This window comes from Rhodococcus sp. NPDC003382 (assembly GCF_053589135.1).
Map to the genome: position 1 here is coordinate 53124 of NZ_JBSFRH010000035.1, position 8171 is coordinate 61294.

At 64.3% G+C, this 8171-nt stretch carries 8 protein-coding genes; 7 read left to right on the top strand and 1 reads right to left on the bottom strand.

Annotated features, from left to right (window positions below; all coding sequences use genetic code 11):
• Window positions 1-49 precede the first annotated feature (49 nt).
• From ACWDUD_RS21780 to ACWDUD_RS21810, 7 genes are all read left to right on the top strand, one after another.
• On the top strand, window positions 50-1087 hold the full coding sequence (locus ACWDUD_RS21780) for a FecCD family ABC transporter permease (protein WP_450110650.1): 1038 nt from the start codon (window positions 50-52) through the stop codon (window positions 1085-1087).
• Window positions 1087-1857 (top strand): ABC transporter ATP-binding protein, encoded by a 771-nt coding sequence (locus tag ACWDUD_RS21785; RefSeq protein WP_450110641.1) that lies wholly within the window; start codon window positions 1087-1089, stop codon window positions 1855-1857. Before ACWDUD_RS21780 ends, ACWDUD_RS21785 begins: the two co-directional genes overlap by 1 nt.
• Window positions 1858-2868 (top strand): ABC transporter substrate-binding protein, encoded by a 1011-nt coding sequence (locus tag ACWDUD_RS21790; RefSeq protein ID WP_450110642.1) that lies wholly within the window; start codon window positions 1858-1860, stop codon window positions 2866-2868.
• Between the two features lie 318 nt (window positions 2869-3186).
• Window positions 3187-3489 carry a hypothetical protein gene (locus ACWDUD_RS21795; RefSeq protein ID WP_450110643.1) on the top strand — a complete coding sequence of 101 codons (303 nt, stop codon included), beginning with the start codon at window positions 3187-3189 and terminating at the stop codon, window positions 3487-3489.
• Window positions 3490-3805: 316 nt separating this feature from the next.
• Window positions 3806-4402 carry a recombinase family protein gene (locus ACWDUD_RS21800; protein ID WP_450110644.1) on the top strand — a complete coding sequence of 199 codons (597 nt, stop codon included), beginning with the start codon at window positions 3806-3808 and terminating at the stop codon, window positions 4400-4402.
• Window positions 4403-4921: 519 nt separating this feature from the next.
• Window positions 4922-5701: a hypothetical protein gene (locus ACWDUD_RS21805; protein WP_450110645.1), complete on the top strand. Its 780-nt coding sequence runs from the start codon at window positions 4922-4924 to the stop codon at window positions 5699-5701.
• Entirely contained in the window at window positions 5698-6894 is a 1197-nt protein-coding gene (locus tag ACWDUD_RS21810; protein WP_450110646.1) for a helix-turn-helix domain-containing protein, read from the top strand. The genes ACWDUD_RS21805 and ACWDUD_RS21810 overlap by 4 nt, the downstream gene beginning before the upstream one ends.
• Window positions 6895-7010: 116 nt before the next feature.
• Here ACWDUD_RS21810 and ACWDUD_RS21815 read toward each other — a convergent pair whose 3' ends face one another.
• Window positions 7011-7688: an Abi family protein gene (locus tag ACWDUD_RS21815; protein ID WP_450110647.1), complete on the bottom strand. Its 678-nt coding sequence runs from the start codon at window positions 7686-7688 to the stop codon at window positions 7011-7013.
• Window positions 7689-8171 lie beyond the last annotated feature (483 nt).

The following is an 8171-nucleotide window of genomic DNA, read 5'->3' on the forward strand; positions in this document are numbered from 1 at the left end:
CCCGCCCTCCCACACGGGTGCCCCAGTCTCCAGGTGGCGGTGTCCGATGATGCGCCGACTGCCCGTGGCCACCTTGGCTGTTGGTTTGGCCGCAGCGCTGGCGGTGGTGTCGGTGCTGGCGTTGATGCTCGGCGCCGCGCACATCCCGTGGCATGCAACCACGAGCTTCCTGTGGGCCGAGGTCACGGGCGGGCCGATAGTGGCAGCGGATGTTCCGAACTACCGGATCGTGATCGACTCCCGGCTGCCCCGCGTGCTGCTGGCCGCGTTGGTCGGAGCGGGGTTGAGCGCAGTGGGTCTGATCGTGCAGGCCATGGTGCGCAATGCGCTGGCCGACCCCTACGTGCTGGGCATCTCGTCCGGGGCCTCGGTGGGCGCTACCGCGGTGGTGCTGTTCGGCGCCTTCGGTGCGCTGGGCTTGTACGCGTTGTCGACCGCGGCGTTCCTCGGGGCCCTCTGCGCCACGATCCTCGTATACCTGATGGCCCGATCGGCGGTAGGGCTGGTGCCGCTACGGTTGGTGCTCACCGGCACGGCGCTGGGATACGGATTCTCCGCGGCCACCACGGTGCTGGTCTTCACCGCCCCCCACGGGGACGCGGCCCGGTCGGTGATGTTCTGGCTGCTCGGCAGCCTCGCCGGCACCACCTGGCAGATGGTTCCCCTGGCAGTCGTGGTGACAGCCGTAGGACTGACGGTGATCGTGGCATGCGCCCGCCACCTGAACGCGCTCTCCATGGGCGACGAGGTCAGCGCCGCTGTGGGGATGAATGCCCACCGCTTCCGGCTGCTGCTGTTCGTCGTTGCCGCGGCAATGACGGGATGCTACGTCTCGATCTGCGGCGCCGTCGGTTTCGTCGGTCTGGTCGTCCCGCACGTGGCCCGGCTGCTGGTCGGCGCGGATCACCGCCGACTGATCGTGGTCACACCCCTGCTGGGGGCGGTGTTCCTGGTCACGGCAGACCTGTGTGCCCGCACTCTCATTCCCCCGCAGGAGCTGCCGCTGGGAGCAATCACCGCCGCGGTGGGGGTCCCGGTCTTCGTCCTGCTGATGCGCCGGCGAGGCGCGCTGGTCGGGGCCGGCTGATGAAGGTCGACTACCAGCAGATCAGCGTCGAGATCGCCGGAGCGCGCATCGTCGAGGCGATAACCCTGTCCGCCGAGGAAGGCACCTTCGTGGGGATCGTCGGCCCGAACGGCAGTGGCAAATCCACGGTGCTGCGCTGCCTGTATCGGGCGTTGTCACCGGTGTCGGGACGGATCCTGGTCGACGGGAGCGACATCGCCACGATCAGTATGCGCGAGAACGCGCGCCAGGTCGCTGCGCTGACCCAGGACACCCCGATGCAGTTCGATTTCACCTCGGCCGAAGTCGTCGCCACGGGACGACTGCCGCACCGCGCAACCATCCGAGACTCCCGGACTCGCGACGACCGGATCTGCCGCGACGCGCTGGCCACCGCGGACGTGACCCACCTGGCCGAGCGCAGCTTTCTGTCGCTGTCCGGTGGTGAGCGTCAACGGGTCCTGATCGCCCGCGCTCTCGCGCAGCAACCTCGGGTGCTGGTGCTCGACGAGCCGACGAACCACCTCGACATTCAACACCAGTACAGCGTCCTGTCCGCCGCCCGGAACCTGGGGATCACGGTGGTCTCGGCGCTGCACGATCTGAATCTGGCTGCCCAGTACTGCGATCGGCTGTTTGTTCTCAACGCTGGTCGTCTCGTGTGTTCCGGCACCCCGCATGAGGTTCTCAGCGCACAGGTGATCCGGCGCTGGTTCGGGATCGGCGGTCATATCGTCACCCATCCTCGGCTGGGTGTTCCCCAGATCATCTTCGACGAGAAGGAGTACTAGATGAGATCCCTACAGTTGGCCGCGGTGACGGTCGTGGCGGCGGCACTGACGCTGACGGCGTGTGGTGCAGACGTGCAGGGCGGCACCACCCGAGCCGCGGGGGAATCGGTCACGGTGTCCAACTGCGGTGCGCCGCTGACCGTCGACGGCACACCGGAGCGGGTGGTCACCAACGACACCGGGATCACCGAGATGATGTTCGCGCTCGGGCTCACCGATCACCTGGTGGGTTATACGAGTTATCCGGGGAAGGAACGTGACATCGCCACCTCCCCGTGGAAGGCGGAATTCGAGGCCACGCAGGCGCTCGGTGACGCCTTCACCCGGGAAGTGGTCCAGGCGGCGAATCCGGACTTCGTGTTCGCCGGCTGGAACTACGGATTCAAGGAATCGACCGGGTTGACCCCGGACTGGGTGCGGTCGATCGGTGCTGTGCCCTACCAGCTGACCGAAGCATGCCGCCAGCCGGGCAGCGACCGCCGCGGGGTGATGGAACCGCTCGATGCCCTGTACGAGGACCTGACCAACCTCGGCGACATCTTCGGTGTCCGCGACCGGGCGGACGCGCTGGTCACCGGGTACCGCGAGCAGGTCGCCGCGGCGAACGCGACGGCACCGGCCGGGCAGGAACCGGCACGGGTGTTCCTGTTCGACAGTGCAACCCCGGAACCGTTCACCTCCGGCCGCACGGCGGCACCGTCGCAGATCATCCGCGAGGCCGGTGGCAGCAACATCTTCGACGACCTGAACGACTCGTGGACCACAGCGTCCTGGGAGGCGGCGGCGCAACGTGATCCACAGGTGATCGTGATCGTCGACTACGGCGCCGGCCCGGACGAGTCGGTGGAGGCGAAGATCGAGCAGTTGCGTCAGCAGCCGTTGATGGCCGGCACCACCGCGGTGCGGGAGAACAACATCATCGCCCTGCCGTATGCCGCGCTGGTGGAAAGCCCCCGCAACCCGCAGGCTGTGGTCACCGTCGCCGAATTCCTTCGCACGAAGGGCTTCTGACCGCGGGTCTGTTCACCGATACGGTTGCAGTGACAACGCTTCGACTGGACGCTGCTACAGCCGGCGGGGTCGAGCCGGTCACCTGGGGTGAGGTGGCGGAAGCGAACGGGCGTATCGCGCACCCCCTTGACGGAGTGGGACTTCATCAGTGCCGCTGCGAGCCGCTGTCAGGGACAGCCGGGCCGGTAGGACGAGGGCCCGCCGACCGGAGATCTGGGCGGCCTACGGCCCACGCCCTGATCGCCGTGTTCGCTCCCTTCACCACCACCGCGGACCAGTGCTGGTTCGCGATATGGGAAGGCCACATCGTCCTCGAAGATGTCCGTGAACACCGTCGGCCGTATGAAGGCGGGGTGCATGGGGATGTTCCTGATCGCCGATGTGATCACCGCAGCAGGCAACCGGTTCCGCACTCTGCTCTCGCCGAACCTGTGGTGGCCGCAGGACCGCGCGTGGTGTGTGGCGACTAATATCGACCTGATGGCCAGCTACGTGGGCGGGTCCAAGCAGTGCGTCGAGTCGCTCCTCGCATCGCCCGAGCTGGAAGCGTTCGAGGCCTCGGCCGAGATGAGTGTGCAGTGGTACAGCGACACCATCAACCCGGGCCCGGAACGTTTCTGATCCCGGCAGGCAGTCGGGTTCGCGCGGTGCCAATCCCATCTGCGAGAAAGCTGCCGTTTACCGCTGAAGATCACAGGTCCGCCCAGGTCGAAAATGTAAAGAAACTCGTGTCCGAATCTATGTAACGCACAACCCCGTTTGCGTGCCATCGAATTGGAAACAGTTTTCATTACCAGTGAGCGATCCTCAAACAGCACACCCGCAAGCCGTCCGGCACTCGATCGCGTCCTGCGGAATCCGGACCCTAGACCGTCCTGGATAACCATCCTGCATGTTGGTCTCGTATAGGCGACCTAAACCGCACTATCGTCGCCTCATGGACGGAATCCTGATCGGCTACGCCCGATGCAGCACCCGCGGCCAAGACCTGCGAGCGCAGCGCACAGCCCTCAAACGCCTCGGCGTCGCCGACGACCGGATCTACACCGACAAGGGCTACACCGGACGCAATCGAGAACGCCCCGGCCTCCGCGAAGCCCTCGCCGCCTGCCGCACCGGCGACACACTCGTCGTCGCGAAACTCGACAGATTGGGTCGATCAGCCGTTGATCTGCGCGCCATCGCCGACGAGCTCGAAGCGAAAGGCACCCGCCTGAACATCGGCGGCTCGATCCACGACCCGACCGACCCAACCGGCAAACTATTCTTCGGCATGTTGTCACTGATGGCCGAGTTCGAATCAGACCTGATCCGAGCCCGGACCCGCGAAGGAATGGCCGAAGCGAAGAAGGCCGGCCGTCTCAAGGGCAAACAGCCCAAGCTCTCCGCATTGCAGCGCAAACGCCTACTCGCCGACCACGAATCCGGCGACTACACCGCCGCCCAGCTCTGCGAGATCAGCGGACTGTCGAGGTCGGCGATGTACGCGACCCTGCGCCGCGCCCGAGAAGAAGCCGCACTCACCCGCACCTGACCCATTAACCCCCGGCGTCCAACGGACAGTCACGGCACCGACGGTGGGTCGGGGGAGTCCGACCCGCCGTCGACATCACCGATCGCCGTCACCCGCTGGGGCTTGGCGCAAAGCATCTGCGGATGCTTCGCACCGTTGTGTTGCCCGCCTCCGACATCGCAAAGAACCCGATTACGTACTGCACCACATAAATCAACATGCGGCGGATCTGGCTGTCAGGTTCTCCACCTGTCCCTGACCTGCGCGTTTGATTCATGAGGGAGAAGGTCGGTCAGTTCGGGTGGCCGGCCGAGCGCACCGGATAAACGTACGTCCCACGACTCATCAGGCCACGACGACGGACCGCTTTCGGGTCTCGAATGAACAATCACGCGCTCGCCGAACAGTGCTCGCCCGACGACCCACCGGTGCGGATCAGCTATTGCCGTCGATAGAGTGCGCAGATTGTGATACAAACTTAAGTGCAGATATGAAGCGAATGGAAAAACGGAAGATTGGCGGGCAAGCTTAGTGTCAGAAATGAAGCCTTCTGCGTGGGCGCAGGAACGGTTCGGTGATGCTGCCGAGGAGTTCCTGCATGCCATTCCGCTCGCGATTTACCGCGCCCACAAACAGGCTCTCGCAGCTCACATCGCCGGTGAGATCAATGCTAACGACGCATACGGCAACACCCTCAAAGTCGCGCATCACGAGCAGCTGATCGAGTGCACTGCCCACATCCCAGGTGTTGCGACCCGTAAGCCCGCCGATGTCCGTAGCCGGTTCGACCTCGTTGTCCTCGACGAGACCGCAGTGGTGCTGTACCCATGGCGGTACGCAGCGGATGGATGGACCCCTCGAGAGACTGTGAAGTTGCCGAAGCCGCTGTCGGAGTTGCGTCGGTCTCTTTTCACCCTCACACGCCGGAGCGTCGAGACTCAGTTGTCCTTCGATCAGATCGATGACGATCCTCGGGACTTCGCTGATGAGCAGGACGTACTCGACCAGCTCGCCGAGTTCGGTCGATTGGTGACGGTTGCCTATGCAAGCAACCCGACGGGGTTGTTCGACTTGGGTATCGCCGAGGTTGATCTCGTTGACGAGGAAACCGGCTCAGTTGTCTGGAGCCACTGGGAGCCTCTGAATCGCACCGCAGAGTCGTTGGAGCTGCGTCCTGCTCTCGTATCGGTGACACCGACCGTTGCGGCCGGCGGCGGTCGGTTCGATGATGCTCCGCTCGATGAGTTGGTTCTCGCCCCACGCACGGCGGAACCGTTGCACATGGCAGAGAAGCCGAAGACCGGGAGTGATGAAATGTGAATCCTCGTCCCTCGAAGCGGGGGCAACTCTCCCTTCTCGAAGATCCGTCCGTACCGGGTCAGGCCAGCGATCGGCACCAGCTGGCGGCGATCGCTGCCGGCTTCGACCCCGCCCGGCTGACTCAAGCTCGTCGGCTTGCCGGTCTCACCAAGAAGGCTGTCGCCGCCGAGCTGGGGGTTTCCCCGGTAGCGGTGAGCCAATGGGAGGCGGGTGCAACAACACCGCGCCCTGACAATATCGGCCACCTCGCCGACGTCCTCGATGTGATCCCGCCTTTCTTCTCTGCCGGCCGTCCCTACGCACGGCTGGATGGTGCGTCTGCTCACTTCCGGAGTCTGCGGCGCACACCTGCAACCCAGCGTGACAAGGCGATTGCGTACACCGAGCAGGTTTGGGAACTGGCTCATGCACTGGAGAAGCGAGTGCAATTGCCCCCCGTGGATCTGCCGAGTCTTCCTGCTGACGTTCTCGTAGAGGACCCCTGCGCTCCCGAATCGGCGGCACGAATGCTGCGGGAGCGCTGGAAGGTGCAGGAAGGTCCGATCGCTCACCTGGTCCGCACCATGGAAACACGCGGCATCATCGTGACGCTCTCCCCGTTCGCCGGTGCCGCGACCGCGACCGTCGATGCCTTCTCCACCTCTCATCTCGATCGTCCTGTCGTTGTGCTCACCCCTGACCGTGCCAACGATGTCTACCGGCACCGTTTCACCGCGGCACACGAACTCGGTCATCTGGTGATGCACGGTGAGGTGGCGACCGGCGATCCACAGCAAGAGAAGGAAGCGGACCGATTCGCCGCAGAATTTCTCACTCCCTCCGCACAGATCACCCCTCGCCTACCTGTCCGACTCGACCTCAAAGTGCTGGAACAGCTCGGTGGGGAGTGGGGCGTATCGGTCGAGTCTCTGATCTATCGCTGTCGTGAGGTCGGAGCGGTAAGCGATGCTTCCTACAGGCGTGCGTATCAGCGCCTCAACCAGCTGCGCAAGCTCAACTTGTTCCGGCCGACCCCAGTGGAGGGATATCCGGGAGAAATCCCCATTCTCCTGACCCGAGCCTTCGAATTGGCTGAAACCAACGGACTCAGCCTCAAGGATCTCGCCGCCGAACTCTCCCTCAAGCTGCCTCGCCTTCGGCTGCTCCTCGGGGAACCCACCACCCGCCCAGAACTTCACCTGGTCAACGACTGATCCGAGCAACCTGAATGTCGCCATGCCAGGCTGGTGGTTCGGTGAGCCCGCGACATGGGTCTCCAAAACGATCGTTTTGGAGACCCATGTCGCGGACTAGTGTGGAGCCCCTTGATTCAGGGACGCTTGGCGAGGATCGCGGAGACTTCACTGTGCGCGTTGAAGTGCGCGAGTGCTTCGGGGCGGATCAGGCGCATTGCAGAAACGAGCTGCCGACGCCGAGCTTCGGGGGCGGTCAAGATCGGCTCGTGGTGGGCAACTCGGTTTCGGAACTTCCTCAGGGCCGTGAGAGTGTCGTGGACCTTGCTCCGGTCTGTGTTCTGTGGGAAAGCCTTGTGAAGGTGAGGCACCCAGAGAGTCTTCTCGTGCAGATCGGATGTCATGTAGGTCCAGAATCCGAACATCAACTCGGCCACAACCTTGCCTGGATTGGGTGTCGCCCCCGCCGCTGAGCGCGCATAGCCGATCTGGTCGCGTGGGGTTCGATTCGCGTCTACCTGTTTCCCGGTTCTTTGATCCATGCGCATGTGTTTCGGGAAAAGGTGTTGGACTGTCTTCCTATCGGTCCAATGCCTGTCACCGTGCAGTGTCGCGTGGACGAGCTGCTGGTCGTAGGTGTTACGGAGGGCAACCTCAAGGTGATTCAGATCGTGGAGGAAGGCTGCGCTGAGCTTGGCATTCCACTCGTAAAGTTCCAACGCCCGCGTGCGATCGCCACCCGCTTTGCGCACGTAGAGTGCGAATCTGTCTTTGCTGAGCCACTGTTCGATCCAGGCGTCGCCACTGGTTGCCAAGTCTCCTCCTTGACGGATACAATCGCTGCATCGTAAGCCGTGGATGACCGCTGCACTGCAATGTCGCTTCGGCTCAGGTTTTTGGGAGCCCCAGTATTCAGCTTTTGCTGACCTGGGGCTTTCCTAATTTTTGGCCCCGTGGTCTCGGGGCCGGGAAACGTAGGCTCCCGCGGCCGGCGGACGGTGCCCCCTCGCCCTGGCCAGGAGTGTGCCCGGGCTCGCCTGCCGTGAGCATCCGGTCCACCGATCCCAGGGGCTCCGCCCCCGGACCCCGACCTCCCTCCCGAGGTTCCCGCTCCCCGCGCGCCCCTCACCCGATCGCCGCACACGGCCCTACCGGCCCCACCGACCACCGCGCAAGGGAAACCCCGCCCCTGTCCATGGCCATGAGAAAGTCCCCACTGGTGGCCGAGTAACGGTCCCCACCGGTGGCCAGGTGAAAGTCCCCGCCTCGTGTTCGTCGTGATTCCCACCGGAACGCCA